This window comes from Variovorax sp. GW823-FHT02B07, assembly GCF_058797695.1.
Genome location: NZ_JBXAJX010000020.1, coordinates 1 through 816, shown reverse-complemented (window position 1 = coordinate 816; position 816 = coordinate 1). Strand labels below are relative to the sequence as shown.

1 protein-coding gene is annotated in these 816 nt (G+C 66.2%); it reads left to right on the top strand.

The annotated features are described in order from the left end of the window. Nucleotides 1-816 (top strand): phage late control D family protein (locus AC1RGU_RS31335; protein WP_492740816.1); only part of this gene is annotated, 816 nt, incomplete at both ends.

The following is an 816-nucleotide window of genomic DNA, read 5'->3' as shown; positions in this document are numbered from 1 at the left end:
GTCTCTTCCGGCGCCGACTTCGACCTGGATGCCTTCATCGGCCAGGAGATCAGCTGCGAGATCGAGCTCGATGGCTCTTCCCCCCGCCAGATCAACGCCCTGATCACCGACGCAGCCCTGTGGGGCGAGGAAGGGCGCCACGCCCAGTACAAGCTCACCCTGCGCCCCTGGCTGCACCTGGCCACCCTGCGCACCGACTGCAGGATCTTCCAGAACCTCAGCGTCGTCCAGATCCTGGACGAACTGCTGGGCGGCTACGCCTTCCCCGTGGACAAGCGCCTGATCGAGCACTACCCCGTGCGCGACTACCAGACCCAGTTCAACGAGAGCGACTTCGCCTTCCTTGCCCGCCTGTGCCAGGAATGGGGCATCAGCTACCACTTCGAACATTCGGACGGTAAACACCGCCTGGTGCTCTCGGACGCCATGGGCGCCTATGCGGCTGGCGATCCGCTGTACGAGCATGTGGAATACCACGCCCCGGGCTGGAAGATCGATGCCGAGTACATCCACAGCTTCGTTCCCCAGCACCAGCTCACCAGCGGGAAGTACGCCACCCGGGACTACGACTACATCCGGCCCAGGGCGGATCTGAGTGTTTCTCGAAGCGACCCGCGCCCGACCGGACAGGCCGAGGGCGAGGTTTACCAGTGGCATGCATCGGGAGCGGGGGGGAGCCACTACGCCCAGCCCAATGCAGGTGCAGCTGCAGGCACTGATCCCCACGGCCAAGGCCGCCTGCTGTCCCTGCTGCGCATGCAGGCACTGCGCACCCACGGCGCCCGGGCCCAGGCCAGCGGCAACCTGCGGGGCATG